The sequence below is a fragment of the Mycobacterium sp. FW102-FHT13B02 genome (assembly GCF_058790275.1).
In genome coordinates, this window is the sequence record NZ_JBYTCM010000005.1 from 357,564 (window position 1) to 378,611 (window position 21,048).

General features: G+C 63.7%; 22 protein-coding genes. 11 read left to right on the forward strand and 11 right to left on the reverse strand.

From position 1 onward, the window contains the following. Nucleotides 1–31 precede the first annotated feature (31 nt). Nucleotides 32–382, reverse strand: a complete 351-nt coding sequence (locus AC3WTE_RS11990; protein ID WP_492437675.1) for a PNPOx family protein — start codon at nt 380–382, stop codon at nt 32–34. A gap of 175 nt (nt 383–557) precedes the next feature. On the opposite strand from AC3WTE_RS11990, the gene AC3WTE_RS11995 reads away from it, so the two are divergent. Then, entirely contained in the window at nt 558–2,108 is a 1,551-nt protein-coding gene (locus tag AC3WTE_RS11995; protein WP_492437676.1) for an SDR family oxidoreductase, read from the forward strand. Here the strand turns inward: AC3WTE_RS11995 and AC3WTE_RS12000 are convergent. Together AC3WTE_RS12000 and AC3WTE_RS12005 are read right to left on the reverse strand one after the other, a co-directional pair. Next, nucleotides 2,067–2,561, reverse strand: coding sequence for a TspO/MBR family protein (locus AC3WTE_RS12000; RefSeq protein WP_492437677.1), 495 nt, complete (start codon nt 2,559–2,561; stop codon nt 2,067–2,069). The genes AC3WTE_RS11995 and AC3WTE_RS12000 overlap by 42 nt on opposite strands. A 30-nt stretch (nt 2,562–2,591) precedes the next feature. After that, nucleotides 2,592–3,218: an SOUL family heme-binding protein gene (locus tag AC3WTE_RS12005; protein WP_492437678.1), complete on the reverse strand. Its 627-nt coding sequence runs from the start codon at nt 3,216–3,218 to the stop codon at nt 2,592–2,594. 173 nt (nt 3,219–3,391) lie between these two features. On the opposite strand from AC3WTE_RS12005, the gene AC3WTE_RS12010 reads away from it, so the two are divergent. The 5 genes from AC3WTE_RS12010 to AC3WTE_RS12030 all read left to right on the forward strand — a co-directional run bounded on the left by AC3WTE_RS12010 (nt 3,392) and on the right by AC3WTE_RS12030 (nt 8,741). Then, the gene (locus AC3WTE_RS12010) at nt 3,392–3,829 is read left to right on the forward strand and encodes an SRPBCC family protein (protein WP_459365538.1); all 438 of its coding nucleotides are present in this window, start codon (nt 3,392–3,394) and stop codon (nt 3,827–3,829) included. Between the two features lie 210 nt (nt 3,830–4,039). Continuing rightward, complete coding sequence (locus tag AC3WTE_RS12015) at nt 4,040–4,330, forward strand: hypothetical protein (RefSeq protein WP_459365539.1); 291 nt, start codon at nt 4,040–4,042, stop codon at nt 4,328–4,330. A gap of 446 nt (nt 4,331–4,776) precedes the next feature. After that, complete coding sequence (gene mgtA, locus AC3WTE_RS12020; protein ID WP_492437680.1) at nt 4,777–7,416, forward strand: magnesium-translocating P-type ATPase; 2,640 nt, start codon at nt 4,777–4,779, stop codon at nt 7,414–7,416. A 57-nt stretch (nt 7,417–7,473) separates the two neighbouring features. Further along, on the forward strand, nt 7,474–8,307 hold the full coding sequence (locus AC3WTE_RS12025; RefSeq protein ID WP_492437682.1) for a lysophospholipid acyltransferase family protein: 834 nt from the start codon (nt 7,474–7,476) through the stop codon (nt 8,305–8,307). Beyond that, on the forward strand, nt 8,307–8,741 hold the full coding sequence (locus AC3WTE_RS12030; protein ID WP_459365542.1) for an SRPBCC family protein: 435 nt from the start codon (nt 8,307–8,309) through the stop codon (nt 8,739–8,741). The genes AC3WTE_RS12025 and AC3WTE_RS12030 overlap by 1 nt, the downstream gene beginning before the upstream one ends. Before the next feature lie 348 nt (nt 8,742–9,089). On the opposite strand, the gene AC3WTE_RS12035 is transcribed toward AC3WTE_RS12030, so the two are convergent. Further along, a complete protein-coding gene (locus tag AC3WTE_RS12035; RefSeq protein WP_492437684.1) occupies nt 9,090–9,266 on the reverse strand; it encodes a CsbD family protein in 177 nt (58 codons plus the stop codon). A 322-nt stretch (nt 9,267–9,588) separates the two neighbouring features. Here AC3WTE_RS12035 and AC3WTE_RS12040 point away from each other — a divergent pair, with 322 nt between their 5' ends. Together AC3WTE_RS12040 and AC3WTE_RS12045 are read left to right on the forward strand one after the other, a co-directional pair. Then, complete coding sequence (locus AC3WTE_RS12040) at nt 9,589–9,744, forward strand: DUF6131 family protein (protein ID WP_492437686.1); 156 nt, start codon at nt 9,589–9,591, stop codon at nt 9,742–9,744. Between the two features lie 115 nt (nt 9,745–9,859). Further along, complete coding sequence (locus AC3WTE_RS12045; RefSeq protein ID WP_492437738.1) at nt 9,860–10,057, forward strand: hypothetical protein; 198 nt, start codon at nt 9,860–9,862, stop codon at nt 10,055–10,057. A gap of 27 nt (nt 10,058–10,084) precedes the next feature. Here the strand turns inward: AC3WTE_RS12045 and AC3WTE_RS12050 are convergent, their stop codons facing one another. The 4 genes from AC3WTE_RS12050 to AC3WTE_RS12065 form a co-directional block, all read right to left on the reverse strand. Beyond that, entirely contained in the window at nt 10,085–10,957 is an 873-nt protein-coding gene (locus tag AC3WTE_RS12050; protein WP_492437688.1) for a helix-turn-helix transcriptional regulator, read from the reverse strand. A gap of 284 nt (nt 10,958–11,241) precedes the next feature. Beyond that, nucleotides 11,242–11,427, reverse strand: coding sequence for a helix-turn-helix domain-containing protein (locus AC3WTE_RS12055; protein WP_492437689.1), 186 nt, complete (start codon nt 11,425–11,427; stop codon nt 11,242–11,244). 533 nt (nt 11,428–11,960) lie between these two features. Next, on the reverse strand, nt 11,961–12,137 hold the full coding sequence (locus AC3WTE_RS12060; protein WP_492437690.1) for an antitoxin: 177 nt from the start codon (nt 12,135–12,137) through the stop codon (nt 11,961–11,963). A 194-nt stretch (nt 12,138–12,331) separates the two neighbouring features. Beyond that, on the reverse strand, nt 12,332–12,517 hold the full coding sequence (locus AC3WTE_RS12065; protein WP_492437692.1) for a DUF6131 family protein: 186 nt from the start codon (nt 12,515–12,517) through the stop codon (nt 12,332–12,334). Nucleotides 12,518–13,024: 507 nt separating this feature from the next. On the opposite strand from AC3WTE_RS12065, the gene AC3WTE_RS12070 reads away from it, so the two are divergent. Then, a complete protein-coding gene (locus AC3WTE_RS12070; RefSeq protein ID WP_492437693.1) occupies nt 13,025–13,789 on the forward strand; it encodes an endonuclease/exonuclease/phosphatase family protein in 765 nt (254 codons plus the stop codon). Here AC3WTE_RS12070 and AC3WTE_RS12075 read toward each other — a convergent pair. Further along, entirely contained in the window at nt 13,783–15,402 is a 1,620-nt protein-coding gene (locus AC3WTE_RS12075) for a phospholipase D-like domain-containing protein (protein ID WP_492437739.1), read from the reverse strand. The two genes, AC3WTE_RS12070 and AC3WTE_RS12075, sit on opposite strands and share 7 nt — an antisense overlap. Nucleotides 15,403–15,866: 464 nt before the next feature. Here AC3WTE_RS12075 and AC3WTE_RS12080 point away from each other — a divergent pair, with 464 nt between their 5' ends. Both AC3WTE_RS12080 and AC3WTE_RS12085 read left to right on the forward strand, forming a co-directional pair. After that, complete coding sequence (locus tag AC3WTE_RS12080) at nt 15,867–16,790, forward strand: polyphosphate kinase 2 family protein (protein WP_492437694.1); 924 nt, start codon at nt 15,867–15,869, stop codon at nt 16,788–16,790. Beyond that, nucleotides 16,780–19,392: a plasma-membrane proton-efflux P-type ATPase gene (locus AC3WTE_RS12085; RefSeq protein WP_492437695.1), complete on the forward strand. Its 2,613-nt coding sequence runs from the start codon at nt 16,780–16,782 to the stop codon at nt 19,390–19,392. The genes AC3WTE_RS12080 and AC3WTE_RS12085 overlap by 11 nt, the downstream gene beginning before the upstream one ends. Nucleotides 19,393–19,582: 190 nt before the next feature. Here the strand turns inward: AC3WTE_RS12085 and AC3WTE_RS12090 are convergent, their stop codons facing one another. Together AC3WTE_RS12090 and AC3WTE_RS12095 are read right to left on the reverse strand one after the other, a co-directional pair. Further along, on the reverse strand, nt 19,583–20,332 hold the full coding sequence (locus tag AC3WTE_RS12090) for an LOG family protein (protein ID WP_459365544.1): 750 nt from the start codon (nt 20,330–20,332) through the stop codon (nt 19,583–19,585). 25 nt (nt 20,333–20,357) lie between these two features. After that, nucleotides 20,358–20,990 (reverse strand): hypothetical protein, encoded by a 633-nt coding sequence (locus AC3WTE_RS12095; RefSeq protein WP_492437696.1) that lies wholly within the window; start codon nt 20,988–20,990, stop codon nt 20,358–20,360. Nucleotides 20,991–21,048: the final 58 nt, after the last annotated feature.

Below are 21,048 nucleotides of genomic sequence, written 5' to 3' on the forward strand. Positions count from 1 at the left end.
GGATCATGCCACTCCGCCGGCGGCGTGACCTCTAGTCGAGCCTTACCCGCACCGTCACGCGGCCTTTGTCGTCACGCGTGGCGACGGCATGCCCAGCGCGGTCGGCGCCGCGGAAATTGAGCAGCGTGATGGGGCCGCCATCACCGAGAAAATTGCGCCACCAGCTCTTGGAGTCCGGTGCCATCACCCTGATGATGACCTCATCGCCGGACAGCCGGTAGTTCACGGGAGTCTGAAAGCTGCGCCCCGATTTGCGACCCGTGTACCGGATCTCGACCAGGCTGCGGCCGACGATGCCACCGAGAACGGGAACTGTCGTCAGACCCACCGCCGCCTTGTTGAGGGCGTGGGCGACCGGGCTGTCGAAAAAAGTACTGGACATGATCGCCAGGCTAGCGCCGGGTGCAGACTTCGGGATGAACACGCGACCATCCGCGGGAGGTATGCCTACGAATCACAAGGTAGGAACCGGCGCTTTCGGGAAGTGTTGTGACAGAGGGTTCCGCCACCGAGTGAGGTTCGCGCAGCCAGCGTGAACCCGTAACCGAGGAGAGTCTGTGACAGACGTGAATGAATCGGCGCCGTCGCTGCGGGTACTGGTCACCGGCGCCACCGGGTATATCGGCGGGCGGTTGGTCCCACGCCTGATCGAAGCCGGACACCGAGTCCGCGTGATGGCCCGCAATCCGGACAAGATCAGTGACGTGCCCTGGGCTGCCGACGTGGAGGTGGTGCAAGCCGACCTCACCGATGCGGACACGCTCGGCGAAGCCTGCCGCGACATCGACGTCATCTACTACCTCGTGCACTCGATGGGTAACCAGGGCGAATTCACCGAAGCCGAACGGCGGAGCGCAGAAAATCTCGCTGCCGCGGCGCGCAGCGCCAACGTCAAACGCATCGTGTACCTGAGCGGACTGCACACGGCATCTGACCGGCTGTCCACCCACCTACGTTCGCGCAGCCAGGTCGGAGACATCCTGATCAAATCAGCTGTCCCGACTATCGTGCTGCAGGCCGGTGTGGTCATCGGTTCCGGTTCGGCCTCCTTCGAGATGGTCCGCCACCTGACCAACCGGCTACCGGTCATGACGACGCCGCGCTGGGTCAACAACCGCATACAGCCCATCGCCATCCGCGACGTCCTCTACTACCTGCTGGCCGCCGCCACCGCCGAGCTGCCGCGCTCACGCACCTACGACATCGGCGGGCCCGATGTCCTGCGCTACGGCGAAATGATGCAGATCTACGCCGAAGTCGCGGGACTGGCCAAGCGCAGAATCCTGGTCTTGCCGGTTCTCACGCCCAAACTCGCCGGATTGTGGATAGGGCTGGTAACGCCGGTGCCACCTCAGATCGGCCGCGCTCTGATCGAATCGCTGAGCACCGACGCGGTGGTCGCCGAGCACGATATCGATGCCGTGATCCCGCCCCCTCCTGGCGGTACCACCGGATACCGCGAAGCGGTCAGACTGGCACTGCGACGCATCAAAGACGGCGAAGTGGAAACCACCTGGGCGAACGCCTCGCCGACCGGCGCCCCCGCCGACCCGCTCCCATCAGATCCGAGCTGGGCCGGCGACGCCATCTATACCGACGATCGCAGCATCGACTGCGACGCCGCCATCGACCAGGTGTGGCAGGTCGTCGAAGGCATCGGCGGCGAACGCGGTTGGTACTCCTTTCCGCTCGCCTGGATGGTCCGCGGCTGGCTGGACGTGCTGACCGGGGGTGTCGGCCTGGCGCGCGGCCGCCGCAATCCGAACACCCTCTATACCGGTGACGCCCTCGATTTCTGGCGCGTCGAGCGCATCGAGCGGCCGCATCTACTGCGCTTGCGCGCCGAGATGCGCGCCCCCGGCAAAGCCTGGCTGCAATGGGAACTCCAAGCCCGCGGGAAAACCACCAGACTCCATCAGCGAGCCATTTTCTTTCCCAAAGGCCTTGCCGGACGGCTGTATTGGTACGCCCTCATGCCCTTTCACGGCATCATCTTCACGGGCATGATCAAGAACATCGCGGCGGCAGCGCAGAAGAAACGGACCCGGACCGCCCAGCGCCTGCCGCTAAGTCAGGCTGCGCCGGTTGATCCACCAGATGTGCGTTGACAGTACGGTCGCGAAGGCGCACCAGACGGGATACGCGACCAGGGGCGCCGCCCGCTGTTGCCGTACCGCGAGTGCGCGGCGCGTCAAATCGGCACTACTGACAGTCAGCGCCGCAGCAGTCAGTGCAGCCGGTCCGAGCCGACGACGGTTGAAGAAGATCCACGACCAGCTGGCGTTGAGTCCCAAATTGATCGCGAGTGCGGCGCCGAAACGGCGGGCGGCACCCGTGTCGCCCTTATCGGCCAGGCTATCGAGCGTGTCGGCGGACACGACGGCGATATCGGCATATAGCAGCGGCCACACGATGGGGAACGCCTGCCGCGGCGGCTGATAGTTCGGCTTGCGCAAGCGCGCGTACCACGCTGAGGCAACGGCAGGGCCCGATGCCGCCCCGCCCGCAATGGCAGTGACAAGTACAGCGGCGGCAGTGGCGCCAATGGTTTTCGGGTTCATCGTCTGTGGCTCCTGTGCGGTCGGTTGCGGTCAGTTCTCAACGGGAATCGCGATCTCGTTACGGCGTCGGCACGGCAGGGTCCACGGCGGATCGTAGAACCAGGCCGAAGGGTCGCCGTCGGCGGCGAACCCGTAGTCGCGGAGCGTGTCGCGCAGCGCAGCGGTGTGCCGGGCGATGCTCTCAGCGCCACGATCACCGGTGAAGCGCAACACCGCCACGGTTTCCGCCGGCACCTCCACCAGCTCAACGCGCTCGTCATCAGGCACCGGCAACGACTCCAGCGTCGATCCTGCCGGCATGTAGAACCGGATGACCCACCCCCGATCATGACTGCCTTGCTGCCCTACCGGCGCCGTCATCGCGATCTTCCGACCGGTATCGGTGTACTGCTGCTGGCCGACGGGCGCCGTCATCGCGATTCGATCGCCCTGGTGGTTGGCACCGAAAATATAGGCGGCCAATCTGCGGAATCCCGCACTGCGCGCGGCCTCCTCATCTCCGTCCACCGTGGTTTGCGCCGCTATTCGTCGCCCGTAGCGGCGAATCTGCACTCCACCGGCCAACAGCTCCGCGACGTAGGGTGGCTCCTCGACCCCGCTCCGAATCCCTACCGTCGCCGTGACCGGTCCCAACAATTGCGTAGTGAACGTTCGCATCTGATTCAGCACATCACGCTCCTTCCCGTTCTACTGGGCCGTCAAAAGTGGTTCGGCGCCGAAGCCCTTGCGGATGGCTCGAACCCCAGCGGTTCGCATGCCCGCCTATAGCGGCGTGGCCGATGAGTGGACAGTTGTCCACAGGTGTACACCCCCTCCCGTACGGTGTGTCTGTGAGTTTCACTATCGACAGGTCAGTAGAGATCGACGCACCGGCCGACGTGGTCTGGCAGGTGCTCACCGACGGGGCCAGCTACGGCGAGTGGAATCCGTTCGTTACCGAGTGCTCGTCGACGTTCGAGCCCGGCAGCCCGATCGACATGAAGGTGGTGCTGATCGGTCCGCCGAAGAAGCAGCGCGAATTCATCAACACCTTCACCCCAGGTGTCGAGTTCAGCTACAACATGAAGCCCGCCCCACTGGGGCTGCTGCGCAGCGAACGCTCGCACCGCCTGACTCCGTTGCCGGACGGCCGCACCCGCTACGACTCGCACTTCCAGTTGTTCGGCCCGGTGTCGCCGATCGTCGCCGGCATCATGGGCCGCGCCCTGAAAAAGGGCTTCGGCGGCATGACCGACGGCGTCAAGAAGCGGGCCGAAGCCCTCCGTTAGGCGGGCGTCGCACGGGCAGCGGCGCGCGTGCCGGTCAGAAGGCGATCGATATGTCAGTGCCAAGTCGGGCCGGCTGCCGCGGGAGAGCACCGCGTCGAGGTTCACGGCGACGGACCATTGACGGGCTCCTGTGTGACTTTCGGCAGTATGAGACGAGCGTTGACCCGAATAGCGTTGGGGCGTCTAGAACTACCAAATAGGAAAGTTGACATGACCAACACTGTCGAGAAGACCACCACCGAATCACCAGCAACCGAACTCACTGACGAAATCCGCGAATCAGCGAAGGCCGGACAGCATGATGCGGGCCAGGCCTTGCGCAAGTTCCGCCACGCCGTCGACGAGGCGATTCCCGAGTCGGTTCAGCCCCTGCGCGAAAAACTGGTCGAGGCCGCTCTGGAACTGGCCGACGATCTGGTCACCGCCCAGTACAAGTTCCATCGCAGCCTGCTCAACACCGCCGACCGAGCCCTCACCAAGTCGGACGGCGAAAATAAGTAGCAGATGAGATAGGCCCGGCGGTCGCGCTGGGCCTATCTTGTCGTTCGTCGACATTTTCTTTGCACCTAGCCGGCCCTCGCCTCATTGGTACGAGCCGAAATAGCAAGCTTCCGACTCTGTGCTACACCAGGATTCGCGATCCCGGTGCGGCTGTGGGACCTTCCGCGCGCTGCGATATCAAAGTGGCCTTGCCAGAACTGGATTCGCCGCGGAGGTGACCAAAGGCACTTGTAGTCGCAGGTCGGGTCATGAACATTAGTGCTGTCCGTTTGCTCGATGGATCGTCGAGAGTTGCTCGCCGAGCGGTTTGCCTACAGGCGTCTACGGTGTGAACGCCAGGTCGTCATAGCGCAGACTGTTCGATGGGGATACAGTTCGCCCGGCGAGGAGGGCAACTCGCACGGCGGCCTCGTCGCGTCCGTCAGCCGATCCCCAGGAGGGCTGCCATGTCGATCGTGCCGAAGGCACCAACCCCGGCGCTGCCCGAGACACTGACCGCCACGCAGGTCGCGGCGGCTCCGGTTGATGAGGTCCTGGGTTGGCTGGACAGTTCCGCGCTGGGGTTGTCCAGCACGGAAGTGTCGGCGCGGCTGGCGCGTTACGGTCCGAATGCCGTTCGGACCCATCATGTCAACGCGCTCGCGGTCCTCGGGCGTCAGTTGCGCAACGCGGTGCTGATCTTGTTGGCGGGCACCGCCGTCGTCTCGTATTTCCTCGGGGACAGCCTGCAAGCGATGATCATCGGCATCATCCTGGCCGCCAGTATCGGTCTGGGCTTCATCAACGAGTACCGCGCCGAGCGGGCCGCCGCCGCCCTGCACTCGGGGGTGCGCCACACCGCATTCGCCTGCCGCGACGGAGCTTTCGCCGCGATCGATGTCACCCAACTCGTTCCCGGTGACGTGATCCGGTTGTCGTTGGGCGAGGCCGTGCCTGCGGACCTGCGCTTGATCGAGGTGACCGGTCTGGAATGCAACGAGAGCATCCTGACCGGGGAATCGACAGGCTCGGAGAAGTCGCCCCAACCGGTGCCTGCCGATGCCGAGCTCGCCGAATCCACCGATCTGGCGTTCATGGGCACGATTGTCAGCGCCGGCGAAGGGATCGGGGTGGTATATGCCACCGGCCGAAATGCTGAGTTCGGGCGTATCGCGGCCGGCCTGGGTGAGCGGCAGCCAGAGACCGACTTTCAGGTCGGCCTGCGGAGGTTCTCGTATCTGCTGCTGCAAGTCGCGATCGCGCTGACGGTGCTGATCTTGGTCAGCAACCTGCTGCTGCGCAAACCGGTGATCGATTCGGTGCTGTTCTCTCTGGCGATCGCGGTCGGCATCACGCCGCAGTTGCTGCCCGCGGTGGTCAGCGCCAGCCTGGCGACCGGGTCACAACAATTGGCCAAAGCCAAGGTGCTGGTCAAACGCTTGGTGTGTATTGAAGACCTCGGCGACATCGATATTCTGATCACCGACAAGACCGGCACGCTGACCGATGGCCGGATCAGCTTGGTCGACGCGGTCAGCCCCGCCGGTGCGCACAGCGACTCAGTCCTGCGTCTTGGGCTGCTGGCCACCGATGTCGACCCGGCGTCGGTCGGGGTCAGCGCGAACGCGTTGGACGCCGCCCTGTGGGAATCCCCCAAGGCAAAGGACCTGGTCGGCACCGGGGTACAACGTGTCGCGAGCATGCCGTTCGACCACATCCGCCGCGCCACCTCGGTGCTGGTCGACGACAGCGGGAAACGCATATTGGTCCTCAAGGGTGCGCCTGAACAAGTGCTGGCCCGATGCCAGATGACCCCGCAGGACACGCAGAACACCCTGGACACGTTGTTCGCCGCCGGCCGCCGGGTGGTTGCGGTGGCCGCCAAACCGGCGACCGAGCTGACCACCATCACAGCTGACGACGAGTCCGATCTGATGCTGGCCGGCTTCGTCGTCTTCGCCGACGAACCCAAAGCCGCCGCGCGTCAATCCCTGACTCAGCTGGCTGCCCTGGGCATCGAGCTGAAGATCGCCACCGGCGACAACCCCCGCGTTGCCGAAAAAGTCTGCACGGACCTGGGTTTGGCGTCCAAGGGCACCATCACCGGTGCACAGCTCGAGGCCCTGGACGTCGACGAGTTCACCGCCGCGGCGAAGAACAACACCATCTTCGCCCGCATCTCCCCGGAGCAGAAGGCGCAGCTGATCAGGTCGGCGCGGCAAGCCGGGCGATCGGTCGGCTTCCTCGGTGACGGTGTCAACGACGCGCTGGCCTTGCACGCCGCCGATGTGGGGATCTCGGTGGAAAGCGCCACCGACGTCGCCAAGGACGCCGCCGATGTCGTGCTGCTGGAAAAGGACCTCGGCGTGTTGGCCACCGGCGTGGCCGAGGGCAGGCGAATCTTCGCCAACACCATCAAGTACGTGCTGATGGGCACGTCGAGCAATTTCGGCAACATGTTCAGCGCGGCCGCCGCCTCGGCGTTATTGCCATTCCTGCCGATGCTGCCCAGCCAGATCCTGCTGAATAATCTGCTCTACGACAGCTCGCAGCTCGCGATCCCCACCGACCGCGTCGACGAGGACCAACTGCAGGCACCGTCACACTGGAACATCGCTTTCATCCGACGGTTCATGTTGATTTTCGGCCCGATCAGTTCGCTATTCGACTTCCTGACCTTCGGTCTGATGTTGGGCGTGTTGCATGCCGGCGCCACCGAGTTCCGTACCGGCTGGTTCGTGGAATCGCTTGCCACCCAAACGTTGATCATTTTCGCGATCCGTACCCGAAGGGTGCCGTTCTTCCGCAGCCGAGCCAGCGTGCCGCTGACCATCACCAGTCTCACGGTGGTTGCGCTCGGCGCGTTGATCACGATTTCGCCGCTGGCGCACCCGCTCGGCTTCACGGCGCTGCCGCTGCAGTTCTTCGGCGCGCTGGTCGGGTTCGTCGTCGTCTACCTGCTCCTCGTCGAGTTCACCAAGAAGTGGTTCTACGCCGAGCAAATCCGCGAAGCCGGCCGGCCGCAACGCACCCGCGGCCGCGAACATCGCATTCATCGGCGTGCCGCACGGTTCAGTCACGCCAGCGCCATCGCCCGACGCACCTGAACGATCAGAGAGCCCCGCAAGCGGGATGCGCCCCAGAACCTATGCGAAGGTGGAGCCATGACGGATGTGGCCGACATCCTCAAGTGGGCCAGGCAGCAGATCATCGCCCGGGTCCCGAAGGCGGATCTCGACCAGCGTGACCCCGACTACATCCGAGACCAGCTGCCCGGCCTGTGGATGCTGGCCTCCCTGTACTTCCGGGCCGAGGTTCGTGGACTGCAACGCATTCCCGCGCAAGGTCCGGTGCTGCTCGTGGGCAACCACAGCGGCGGCAACGTTCCCCCCGACACCTTTGTGTTCACCCTGGCCTTCTGCTCCTACTTCGGTGTCGAGCGGCCCTTCTACCAACTCGTCCACAACCTGGTCGCCATCTACCCAGCGTTGGGCTGGCTTCGCAAGTTCGGCACCGTGGCGGCCAGTCCCGAAAGCGCGCGACTGGCCCTTGCGTCCGGTGCCGCCGTGTTGGTGTATCCGGGCGGTGACTTCGAGGTATACCGCCCATCGTGGCAGCGCCATATCGTCGACCTCGGTGGCCGCCAAGGGTTCGTGCGACTCGCCCGCCAGACCGCCGTGCCGATCGTTCCGGTGGCCAGCGTCGGCGGACAGGAGACGGCATTGTTCCTTGGACGCGGGCAGTGGCTGGCTCACCTGCTGATGCTCGATAAGGTGCTGCGACTCAAAAGCCTGCCGATCTCCCTGGCCCTGCCGTGGGGGTTGAACGTCACCGACTGGTTGGGCCACATCCCGCTGCCGGCCAAAATCGTCATCGAAGTGCAGGAACCGATCGAGGTCACCGACGATGACCAGACGGTGTACGACAATGTCGTGGCCAGCCTGCAGGCCGGCGTGCACCGGTTGGCCGCCGAACGTCGATTTCCGGTCATCGGCTGATGCGAATCGAACGCCGCATCACCCTCAACGCCGATCGCGACACGGTGTGGAAAGTGCTCGGCGACCCAGACCGCTACCCCTCACTGCTCCCCCACCTGCAACGCTGGGAGACCATCACAGACGGGCCACCGAGAGTCGGATCGCGCTACACCGTGCTGTGGACGATCGGCTCGATACCGGTGGGCGGCATCGCGGAGGTGGTGGAGTTCGACAAGGCGCGGGACCTGGCCTGGATCAACATCACCGGCGTGACCCAACGTGGCCGCTTCCGGCTGCGCGATGCCGGGCCTGGACGAACCACTGTCACATTTCGGCTGGCCTACCATTCAGACGGCGGACTGCTCGGCCTGATCGCCGACCGCATCGCGGCCCGCCAAGTCGGCCGTTCACTTTCGGAAAGCCTGAAGAACCTTCAGCACCTTGTGGAGTCCTAGATCACGGCCCGCAAAGAGATCCTACGCCGTCTCGGACAACCGATCAGTTTCGCAACACCAGCTCCCGAGCAGGAAGACCAGCGTGTCCTCGGGCTGTTCGGGCACCGAATATCTGTTGCGCCTCCGGCGGAGACGCGCGTTTGGCCTTTGGGCGCGACAATGCGGGTGCGCCCGTTGCCGAAGCCATCACGATAGGCGGCCATCGGAGCCGGCGGGTCGACGACCAGGTCGTCACCACCTACGAGATCGGACACTCAAGTGAAATGGACGTCGAGGTAAGTCGCTGCGCAAAGCAGAATCAAAAGACACCAGAATACATTTAACAGTGTCGTTCCGATGGTGCGGAAGTTACTTCTTTTTGAAGGTGTCCTTGATCTTCTCGCCGACGTCTTTGAGGTTGGCCTCCGTTTGGTCGCCCTTGCCCTCATTTTCAGTGCTCTTGTCGCCGGTGATCTTGCCGATCGATTCCTTGGCTTTACCGCCAAGTTCCTGGAGCTTGTTCCTCGCCTTATCTAGTCCGCTCATGGCGTTCTCCTGATGCTACGTTGCGGAATCGGCCCCTGATGGCCGAGACCTCCGGCCGAGAGTAGCGCGACGTGCCCCGGCTGCGACTATTCGAACGCATGACAGGGACCATCAGCCGCGACTTTGTGACCTTCGCCCTTATTGGCCGACAGTGGGGTCAATTAGCGTCAGGAATTGTTGTTGATAACCGAGACACAGGGATCGCGATATCACGAAGAGCTCCGAGAAGGCGACGCAAAGAACTGAGCGGTATCAATAACTTCTTTAGGCGCCGGTGATCGGCCCCGAACATCTGCCTCGACATCGAAATAAGGGAGCCATCATGATCATCCTCGGAATCCTCCTTCTCATCGCCGGGTTCGTTTTCAAAATCTCCATCCTGTGGAGCATCGGGATCGTCCTCATCGTCATCGGAGCGGTCCTATGGATATTGGGGTCGATGGGACACGCGGTCGGCGGCCGCCGGCATTACTACTGATCGGCAGCCCTTGACTATTCGCCGATTTCGATCCGACGCCACATGAGTCGCCGCGGCCCAGATGACCCTCACCCGTCTGGGCCTCTCGGATCTACTACCTAAGGAGACAGACATGATGCGCATCGTCGGGTTGCTGGTTCTCATATGGCTCGTCGTCGGCGCAGCCGCGGCTGGCCAACGGGGATATTTCACCCACGCTTCACAGAACTGTGCCAGTGCCGGAACGATCGCGGTGACCGTGATCGCCGGACCCCTGAATTACTTCGGAGTCAACCCCAAGGTGACGAATTGCAAAGTGCCCCAACCGAGCTGACAACGGGGCACCGTCGCTTCCCTATCCTCACCCACCAAGCACTTCGAGCTTGTTCGTCGCCTTATCCGTACTGCTCACAGTGTCTTGTCCTGCTTCTGGGGCCTTCAGGCCCACATGTTTGATCAATCCGAGTTCGCGGGCACGAGCGACCGCATCGGCGCGATTGTGGACACCGAGCTTCTTGTAGGCACGCTCCGCGCGTTCCTTGGCGGCGGAGCGCGAGATCCCCAGCTTGTCGGCCACCAGCGCGAAGGTCATCTTGCTCGGCAGGTAGCGCAGGACTTCCCGCTCGACAGCTGTGACAGAGGCGGCCGCCGCGGCTTCGTCCGCCTTGTGCTGAGCCGCCTCGATCGCCGCAGCAGACGCCCGCTCCACCTCGGTTTGCGCCGCGTACGCCGCATCGATCGCCCGGGCGGTGTCCTCCAAAGCAGCGAGTTGAACCCCGACGAGCCTTTCGGTCTGCTCTCCGATGAAGCCCTCGCTGAACACCACCCCACCCAGACTCGCGATCGAATCGAACAGCGGTCTGGCCCACCGATGCTCCACCAGGATCAGGGCCAGGCCCGAACCCGGGACCAGCGACCGCGCCAGAGCCTGGGCTCGCACGCTCTGCAACACCTCGACGCCACGGCCTTCGAACATCGCGAACACATCGAAGGGGTCGAATTCGACGCCGGCGAGCAGCAGGTCACCGAAGTCCTCGTCGGCGATCTCCACGCGCGTCAGCGATCCGTCATCGTCCATAGTCAGCACGAGCACGTCGAGCAGGCGAAGCACGCCATGTCCTTGAAGCCTGTCGATTTCCTCGACAATGGTGTCGATGAAACCAACCCCCGGTGCGAACCCGACTGCGATCAACTGCACCGGACCAATTGCGCTGGCGTCTATTCCGGCGTCCATCGTGTCCCTCATTTCCCGACAGGGCTCGGTCATGTTGGTGTGAGGACCTGTTCCGGCCCGCTACGCGTAATGGTCCGCCGGCGATTGACCGAACGATAAGGGCAATAAGTCATCAGGTAGCGCGACGCCGATGTCGGCGCCCTCGCGACCTCGGAGTGCCGGACGACCTCAAGACGCTGTCGCTGTAGCCGGCCATGGCGGCAGCCAACTCGAAGGTGGTGGCCCATTTGCGGGTGTTGAGCAACTCGACCTACGGTCTGGCTCAGAAGTACTCCATGGCGGCGTTATCGAAACAGTCGCCCACGATGCCGAACGAGCCGAGAAGGCCCCAGACCGTGCTCGGACATGATCGAGTTGACCAGCTTGAGGTTGACGTTCATATCGTAGTCGGCCAGTAGCGCGGTGCGGATCCGTCGGCGCCCGTAGGTGCCGCGAGAACGTTGGTGGACCTCGATGAGCGTGTCACCCACAGTGGGCCGGCGCACCTCACGATCCGGGACCTGGCGGCGCCGGTGGTATTGCAGTAAGAAACGCGCCAATCCTGGTATCCGGCAGGGTGATCGAGCTGAGTGGCCTCGCGCGATCAACCCTTCAGTGATCGCGTGTCGGTGTTTTGGGGGCACCACCGCCTGCTCGTCGAACAATTAGCAGGCACTGACGGGACATGTGACCTCCAGATGATCACTCTGCCCTCGACTCTCACAACGACGGACCAACAACACGGATACGGATCACCTGGGTCAACCGGTCGGGTCAGGCCACACAACACATCACCGTCTTCAACGCCGCCACCGGAGAACTCCTGCGCGCCTTCACCCTCGACCCCACCAGGAACTATCAATCCCACCGGCGCACCCAAAGACCTCACACCGAAAAAATCCCGGTAGGTCCGGGACTATTCCGATGTCCTGCGCCATCACACATTGTCTGGCTGACAGGATTGAACCTGCGACCGGTTGACCGGCGTAGTGCACCAAGTATTGGGGGTGGGATTGACTCACAACTAGGTGTTTGGGCTGCCTTTGTCGACGGCCTTCTTGGCTGCTTCCTGGACTTTATCGATCGCGGTGTCCGTTTTGGCCTGCGTCTTGTCGAAGAAGTCACCCGCCTTGTCGATGGCGGTGTCCCCCTGCTCGGCGCTCTTCGCAACCAGCTTCTTCAGCTTTTCCAGCAGACTCATCAGCCCAACCCTTCTTCGGTGCGATCCCCGCTGACGGCGTCGTGGGGTGAGTTCACGTTCCACCCCTTAGGCGGCCTCCCAACAGGGCCTTTCGACCCTAGGGGCCCTTACCAAGGGATCTGATGCCGCTACCGCATCAGAAGCGGCATCAATACACCACACGCCCCGACGGCGTAGTCACGCGGCGCAGCCAGTCAGTACCAGTTGCGTCTGCCGCCGATGGTCCGGCCTGACCTGCCCATGACGAACAGGACAATACCGACGATGAGCAAAATCCAACCGCCCCAGACACATATCGTCTCAACGTTGAGCGGTATCCCGGTTAGCCTCGGTAACAGCAGGTAGCCGACCAACAGCAAGATGACACCTAAGACGATCATGCCGGCCTCCTTATTCTGATATGCGCCAACACGTTAACGTGTCTCTGGAAGATCGTATCCACAAATACGGACTTCACGTGCGCTTTTCTTCAGTATGGGGTGCTTGCTCGGGGTGCGCTGACCAATTGGCCGATCAGCCCCCGGGTCATCCGCCGCCTCCGCTATTGCCCCAATTAATACCTTATGTCCAGGGCCTTCCTCTGGCGGATAACGATTGCGCCGCTCGGTGGTTACCCTAGGTTCCGCCAAGGGCTCCACCCGATCGTCGACGACATCGAGACCGCCCGATACTGTCTGCGGTACAAAGCTTTTCGACTCCCGGTCGAAGGATATCCATCACTATCTGGGAAACCTTGATGACGTCCAGGTGGCCATGGCCTTCGACGTCCTGTGCCTTGCGTCGTAGCGCACCGCGTTCTGGCAACCCGGCGCCGGGATGCTAGACATGACTATGTGGGCAAGTCAGAGGACTTACCGGTGGACCAGCCCACAAGATAGGTGATCGCCATGCGTGTCGTGACCTTCAATATCTTGCACGGCCGAACCGTCGGCGACGTCGTCGACCCGGCTGGGCTGCGCGACAGCATCCTGCGGCTGCAGCCCGATATTCTGGCTTTACAGGAGGTCGACCTCGGTCAGGAGCGTTCGGGCGGAGTCGACCTGACCGCCGTTGCCGCGGAGGCGATGGATGCCGTCACCCACCGTTTCGTGGCTTCGATCTCGGGAACTCCGGGGGCGACCTGGGTCGCCGCGACGGGCACCGAGCAACGCGGATCGGCGGCGTACGGAATCGCACTGCTGTCGCGGTTTCCAGCCTCTGACTGGCAGGTGCTGCGACTGCCGCACATACCCGCCCGGTTTCCGATGTATCTGCCTATCCCCCGTCGGGTGGTCGTCATGAACGAAGAACCTCGAGTGGCCGTCGTCGCCCAACTGGAGACTGCACTCGGCCCACTGACGGTAGCCAACACCCACCTGTCGTTCGTGCCCGGATGGAATCGGCGACAGTTGCGCCGGATCGTCGCTGAGCTGCGCGGCCTCCCGGGGCCACGTCTGGTGGTCGGCGATCTAAATCTCACACCCGCCGCGGCGCAGCGGTGGTCGGGCCTGCGGACGCTGGCGGCGGCACCGACGTTTCCGGCCCATCGTCCGCGCCGTCAACTCGACCACGTCCTCACCGATGACCCCGGGTTCAGCGTCCGTCACCGGGAGGCACCATTGATGCCGATCTCGGATCACCGACCCCTGGTGGTCGACCTGGAGCGTCACTGACTGCTTTCGTCCCACTCCGTAGCGCCGGGTAGTGAAGGAGGGGATTCTTCCAAATCGCCTGCCGGCAGGACACTTTCGTTGAGAGTCGAGTTGGTATCGGCACCGCGCAGCTTCTGGTACCACGTGCCGAACGGCGATCGACGCAACGGCCACATCACCACCGACTCGGCCAGTTTCAACGTGCTCCGCGCAATCGACCGGGGGACGTGGTCAGGATCCATGAGATCGTTCTCTGCCAGAGGACCGTTGTCAGCAGACATCATCGTGTCGGTCAGCTTTCGCAGCGAACGACCAGCACCGCGCAGCTCTTCGATGCCGTAACGGAAGGCCCCCCGGCGCTCCACTTCATCGCGGAAGTCTCCCACGGAGACCCCCAAATGCTCGGCCACCAGACTGTCCCGGGTGAAGAGGATCTCACGCTCCACATCGGCGCAATTCGCCAGCGCGGGGTTTGCTTCTATCGCAACATCGCATTCGCTGTCGAAGCCCAGCGATCGGTTGTTGAAGTTGGAGGAACCGATGCGGAGCAGTCGGCCGTCTACGACGATGACCTTCGAGTGCACGTAAACCGACACCCCCCTGCCGGCCACCGGCCAATAAACCCCCAACCGCCCGTGCAGATCCGCCCGCCTGAGCAATCGTATGAGGCGTTCGCGAGCACTATCCATCGACTCCTGTTCCAGACGGCTCTCAGAGCTGCGCGGCAGGATGATGACCACTTCGGGCCCGTGCTGTTCCCGCAGCCGCGTCGCGATCGCTTCCGCGATGCGCCGCGAGGCAAAGTACTGATTCTCCAGATAGATGACGTCACGAGCGGCAGCGATGGCAGCGACATCCAGTGCCTCGATCTCCCGGACCTCACTGCGCTGGGGCAGCGCTGGAAGTGTGCGGGCCACCGCCACCTCGACGTTGCGCAGCGCGGGCCTGAGCCCCTCGGGCCACGGGGATGCGTACGGTACGTCCTTGGCCAGCTCTCGACCGGTCGCGGCCTTCCACCGCTCGCGGGCCTGCTCCGCAAGCAGCTCCCCTGCGGGACCGTCCACCGCAGCGGCGACTTCGTGGCGTGGGCCGTACGCATCGCCTGGGCCGTGCCTGCGCGGATCGACGGGAAGATGCGCGCGGGTATCCCAGCGCCCGAGCGCGAGATCGATGCCGCCGCAGAAGGCCACCGCATCATCGACGACCACGATCTTCTGGTGGTGCACGGCACCGGTGGGGTGCACTCCGTCGACTGCGAAGTGCATTCGCGCCGAGGTGAACTGGTTGAGCAGACTCACCGGCACGACGCCGAACCAGAACCCGTCGAAAGCGGGCAGGAGCCGAAGGTTGGACTTCAGCAGATACACGTTCAGTTCGGGACGCTTACCCAGCAGCCAGTGCAGGAACGGGCCGAGGTTGTTGGGGCCTTCCAACGTCGCTTCGTCGCGCTCGAATGCAGTCCGGAGGCCCAGGTCCCAGCCAATGACGACGATTCGCTGCTGAGCGTTCAACATCGCGGCCTTGACGTGCCGCAGGTACTCAGCACCATCGACGATGGGGGCGTAGCGATTGGCCGTTGCCGACCGCCAGCAGGTGACCCCGGACTCGATCACCGTTTCGTTGCGTCGGTCCATGCCGACGCCGACCCGCTCATCGGCGTTCACGGACATCGACCCCTCCCGGGTACTGCGGCGAACTGCCGCGAGGCGCAGGCCCACCTACGATCTTCCCCCACAATCACGCTCGGGGCTGAACAGCGGGCGTTCCGAACCGGGACTGGCGGACGCAAGACGCGGGACGGCAAGCGTCGCGCCTGGGTTGAGGTTCTCCCCAAATCGGAGAGGCATCGATAACGAGGGGGACGGATACCAGAGAAGCGGATGGGGTATGACCGGCAGTTCCGTGAGGGGCTGTCCGGATCGTGCAGGAGACAGCCACGCGCCTGCACGGTTCACCGCAGTTGCATGCCGATCTGCGTGATGCCGCAGTGACGACTGACGCCATTTTGAGGACTTACGGCCCTGACCGCCTGGGGAGAACCCGTGGTCACATCGAGCCACGCCCGCGAGCGGGCCGCTCGATCGATCAGGGGCAAACCGTGGGGACGACGTTGTCGGTGAACTGGAAAGCGTTGGCACAGGCGACCGTAGTTCAACCGGGTTCGACGGTTGACTTGGCCGAGGACTTCGATCCCGGCCGCCACGACAAGGAACTCGCCAAGCAAGGCGGGCTGGCCGAGTTGGCCGAGGCGACCGCGACTCTGTTCGATCTCCAAGACCGGTTCTTCGCCCAAGCTGAACGCTCATTGTTGATCGTTCTGCAGGCAATCGACGCGGCGGGCAAGGACGGCACCATCAAACACGTGATGAGCGGACTCAATCCCGAGGGCGTCGACGTACACAGCTTCAAGGCTCCGTCGGCGACCGAACGTGCGCACGACTACCTTTGGCGTCACCAGATGGCACTGCCCGAGTTGGGTCGTATCGCCGTGTTCAACCGGTCACACTATGAGAACGTGATCATCACCCGGGTGCACCCGGAGATGCTATGGCCGCGCTCCGCAGTGCTGAATCCAGAAGGACTCTGGCACAGGCGATATCGCGACATCAATGACTGGGAGCGGTATCTGACCGACAACGGAACGGTGATCGTCAAGCTGTTCCTCAACGTGTCAAAGGACGAACAAGAACGCCGGTTCCTCGCGCGCATCGAAGATCCCGAGAAGAACTGGAAGTTCTCTGCCGCCGATCTGCAAGAGCGCGCGTTCTGGCACGACTATCAAGTGGCCTTCCAGGAGATGCTGACGCACACCAGCACCGACTGGGCGCCGTGGCACGTCATACCAGCCGACCACAAGTGGTTCAGCCACCTGTCCACCTCGGCGGTTCTACTGGAGACGCTGCGTGGCCTGAATCCTCAGTATCCGACCGTGAGCGCCGCAGCCAAAGCCGCACTGGCGGAAGCGAAGACCGAGTTGCTCGGCACGAATGCCAACACAGCGGAGTCAACGAATGGCCGTTGACGCTCCGGCGCCGGACCGGGCCGGCGAGCAGGGTGGCTCGGCTGCCGCCGCCGACCTGGAGAAGATGCCGGTCGAACAGGTTCTCACCCAACTCCACGTGGACGCCGATCGGGGTTTGAGCGGCGCCGAGGCACGCCGGCGGTTGGCCCAGTACGGGCCGAACGCCATCGTCGAGAAGGAGAAGAGCCTCCTTTCCAAGGTCATCGGCTACTTCACGGGCCCGATCGCCTACATGATCGAGGCGGCGGCCCTGGTCTCGGCGATCCTGGGTCACTGGCAGGACTTCATCATCATCGCGGCGCTGCTGATCTTCAACGCCAGCCTCGACTTATGGCAGGACATGAAGGCGTCAAACGCGTTGGCGGCGCTGAAAAAGGGCCTGGCACCCGAGGCGACGGCGCTGCGCGACGGCACGTGGCAACCCATCCAGGCATCGACGCTGGTGCCGGGCGACATCGTCAAGATCCGACTCGGCATGATCGTGCCGGCCGACTTGCGCATGGTCTCGGGCGAGTTCGCCTCCATCGATCAGGCGGCTCTGACCGGCGAGTCGGTGCCGGTGGCGAAGAAGGTCGGTGACGAGGCGTTCGCCGGCAGCGTGGTCAAGCAGGGTGAAATGGTGGCCGTGGTCATCGCCACAGGCTCCAACACCTTCTTCGGTAGGACGGCGAAGTTGGTCGCCGGCGCCGGCTCGACCAGTCACGCCCAGAAGGCGATGTTCCAGATCGGCAACTTCCTGATCGTCCTGGCAGTGGTGCTCGCGGCGATCATGGTGGCCTTCCGCGTGTACCACGACATCGTCGTCGCAGACGATTGGAATCTGAGCAATGCGCTCGCCATCCTGCAGTTCGTGTTGATCCTGCTGGTCGCATCGATCCCCGTGGCGATGCCGGCGGTGTTCTCGATCACGATGGCCCTTGGCGCCCTGGCGCTTTCGAAGCAACAGGCGATCGTCTCACGGCTCGACGCGATCGAGGAGATGGCGGGCGTCGACATCCTCTGTTCCGACAAGACCGGTACCTTGACGAAGAACCAGCTCAAACTCGACGAGCCAATCCTGTTCGCGTCGAAGGACCCGCAGGAGGTCGTCCTCGCCGCCGCGCTCGCCTCGAGGATCGAGGACCGCGATGCGATCGACACCGCGGTGATCGAAGCGCTGAAGGATCAGAACGCGCTCAAGGCGTACAAGCAGACGAACTTCCTGCCGTTCGACCCGGTGACCAAGCGCACCGCGGCAACGGTCACTGACGCGACAGGCAAGACGATCGTCGTCTCCAAGGGCGCGCCGCAGGTGATCGGGGATCTTGTCGGGGTATCCGGCGCGGACGCCAAGAAGCTCACGACGACCGTCGAGAGGCTCGGCGCGAAGGGCTACCGCGCACTCGGCGTCGCCCGTTCGGAGGACGGCGGCCAGACGTGGGTGCTCCTCGGCATCCTGCCGATGTTCGACCCGCCACGCGACGATTCCAAACAGACGATCGACATGGTCAATGCCAAAGGCGTGCGGGTCATGATGGTCACCGGCGACGACATCGCGATCGCGCGAGAGACCGCCCGCCAGCTCGGTATGGGAACCAATCTCGTCGCGGCGGCGGACGAGTTCCCCAAGGACATGGATCCGAACAACGTGCCACCGGCGATCGCCGACGCGATCGAGAAGGCAGACGGCTTCGCCCGGGTGTTCCCCGAGCACAAATACGCCATCGTGAAGTCGCTGCAGGCACACGGCCACCTGGTCGCGATGACCGGCGACGGCGTCAACGATGCGCCGGCGTTGAAGCAAGCCGACTGCGGCACTGCGGTTTCGGGGGCCACCGACGCCGCCCGCGGCGCAGCGGCATTGATCCTCACCGCCCCCGGCCTGTCGGTGATCAACGACGCCATCGACGAGGCCCGCCGGATCTTCGGACGGATCACCAGCTACACGATCTACCGCGTGGCCTTGACCATGGACATCATGTTCCTGGTGGTGCTGTCGACGACCGCCCTGGGCTTCCAGCCTCTTACCGCGATCATGATCGTGCTCATCTCGCTCCTCGATGACATTCCGATCATGACCATCGCCTACGACAACACTCCGATCAGTGAGCGTCCGATCCGCTGGAAAATGCCTCGGCTGCTGAGCATTTCGGCCGTTCTCGGCTTCTTCTCGGTCGTGCAGTCGTTCGGGCTGCTGCTGATCGGCATGGGGGTGCTGTCCGATTCATACTTGCGGCAGTATTTTGGCCTGTTCGACCAATCGCACCTGCAGACGGTGATCTTTCTGCAGCTGGTCGCCGGCGGACATCTGCTGTTGTTCGTCACCCGCAGCGAACGCTGGTTCTTCCTGCGACCCTTCCCTGCGGCGCCGCTGGTCATCGCCATCGCGCTCACCCAGATCCTGGCGGTGCTGATGTGCGGCTTCGGCTGGCTGGTACCCGCGATCTCTTGGACCACGATCGGCTGGGTGTGGGCCTACAACATCGCCTGGGTGTTCATCCTCTGCGGTGTACGGCTCATCACGGAAAAGCTCGTTGACGACCGCACAGGCCAGCGCATCAAGCATCGCGACTTCATCACCCGGCCACTGCAGGCGCACCTCGCCATGGTGTCGAATACCTGAACTGCTCCTCGGCAACGACTTCGGCTCACTCATCATCGCGGCGAGACGCTGAAACTCCCGACCGACACGGCACCCAACCACGACTTGGCGGCAATCGCCACCGCACACCCCTCGTCGATCCTGCGCCTACCGCCAGCTGGTGGTCGATCGCCAGAAGTGCGTGGAATTACTGGGATAAGCGACGGGCCGGCTACCGCGCCGACGCGACGATGATCTTTACTGCCTCGGCCACGCTGTCGGTGCAGTGGATGAGGTCGAGGTCGGATGCGGAGATCTTTCCCTCGGCCTGGACGGTGTTGCGAACCCAGTCGATGAGACCCGACCAGTAGTCGACGCCCAACAGGATGATCGGAAAGGCGGTGACCTTGCGGGTCTGCACGAGGGTCAAGGCTTCGAACAATTCGTCGAGGGTGCCGAAGCCGCCGGGCAGGCACACGAATGCCTTGGCATATTTGACGAACATGGTCTTGCGCACGAAGAAGTAGCGGAAGTTGATTCCGAGGTCGACCCAGTGGTTGAGGCGCTGCTCGAACGGGAGCTCGATACCCAGGCCGACCGAGTACCCGCCGGACTCGCTGGCCCCACGGTTGACCGCCTCCATCGCACCCGGGCCGCCCCCGGTGATCACCGCGTAGCCCGCGCGCACCAGCGCGGTACCCAATTCCTCACCCAACCGGTACTCGGGTGAATGGGGTGTCGTTCGAGCTGAGCCGAAAACCGTAACAGCCTTGGGCATTTCGGCGAGGGCGCCGAAACCCTCGACGAACTCGCCCTGGATCCGCAACACCCGCCAGGGGTCGGTGTGCAGCCATTCGACACCGTCGTGCCGGTCCAGCAGCCGCTGATCGGCGGTCGTGGCGGCACAACGTTCGCGACGAAGTTGCACCGGCCCGCTTATCTGGAGGTTGCCGTCGTCGTCCGCGTTGTCGTTCTCGTTCACGTCGGCCAGCGTATGCGGCGACTGTTCATGCGGTCATCCGTACCTCGGCCATGCTGAAGACAACGGGTTCAGTACCGCTGCTCGGTGCCGGCTCGCTCAAGGTCCCGCCGTCACGCAGCCGGAGCGCTCCCTGCAGATCGTATTCATGTTGACGTGTCAGCAACACGATCCCCTGTACGGAGAGCGAACCGCTCACGGTGCAGTTCCCGGCTCGGACCTCGGTCAGCCGGGCCTCCTCGACCACCGCGATCATCCCAGCGATGGTTACGGCGATCTCCACCTCGATCTCGACGGCGGCGAGTCGCGTGCCGCCAAGGTACACCGCGATGCTCGGCCGCTGGCTGGCCGCGATCCGGTGTTGCACGAGGGCCACCACTTCCGTGGCGTCTGGGTCGTCACGCGTGCTGCGGGCGGCGTTCTCGAACGCGTCGCACGCCGTCCATCCCGCGGCGACGACGGCAGCTAGCTTTGTCGACATGAATCCGTTTGTCGCATCGGCAAGTTCGCGCCAGGCAGTGTCGATGAGGTCCAGCGGGACGCGGCCGATGGTGGGGCAGCTCTGGCACAGTAACCGTGTCAGCGCGTCCGCCGGTTGACCAGGACTGCCGTCGAAGAACAGGTCCCGCACAGTTGCAGTGTCTTGGAGTGACGTGGCCATGGCTCACCATCGCTCCGTCAGCATCCGCAGTCGCGAGTACCCCACTACTCGAATTCAC